1 protein-coding gene is annotated in these 526 nt (G+C 57.2%); it reads left to right on the forward strand.

Translation table 11 applies throughout. From position 1 onward, the window contains the following. On the forward strand, nt 1–526 hold a 526-nt coding region (locus tag M5B43_RS27185; RefSeq protein ID WP_248752947.1), incomplete at both ends, for an immunoglobulin-like domain-containing protein.

A 526-nucleotide genomic window follows, 5' to 3' on the forward strand; every position in this document is an offset into this window, starting at 1 on the left:
TACCGTGACGGTTCCTGCGCCTAGCGATGACGTATTCATCGACAAGAGCACCCAGACCGTCAAGATCACCGATACCACTGGCGGCAACTTCGAGAAGTTGGAAGTTGCAGGCGACGGTGCGACGACGACGATCAACGACACCATCGACAAGGTCGATGTGGTTCTGACCGCCACCACTACTGTTGGCGAAGGCGGCAATATCGTCTACACCGCCAGCCTTGTGGATAAAAACGGCGCAGCGGTGACTAACATCACCAATCCGCTGACCGTGACTCTGGACAATGGCCAGACCATCACCATCGGCGTCAACCAGTCGAGCGGTAGCGTTTCGGTTGTGGCTCCGGATGACGTGTACAAAGGCGATCAAACCGTCACCACCGCCATCAAGGGCGTGACCGGCGGCGAGCATTTCGAAAATCTGGTTCCTGGTACCGATAAAGTCACAACAACAGTGACTGACACCCCGGGCACCGCCGATACAACCACCGTTACCCTGACTGCGCCAAGCGAAGTCAACGAAGGCGGC

It is taken from the genome of Pseudomonas sp. MWU15-20650, from assembly GCF_023242475.1.
GTDB lineage: Bacteria > Pseudomonadota > Gammaproteobacteria > Pseudomonadales > Pseudomonadaceae > Aquipseudomonas.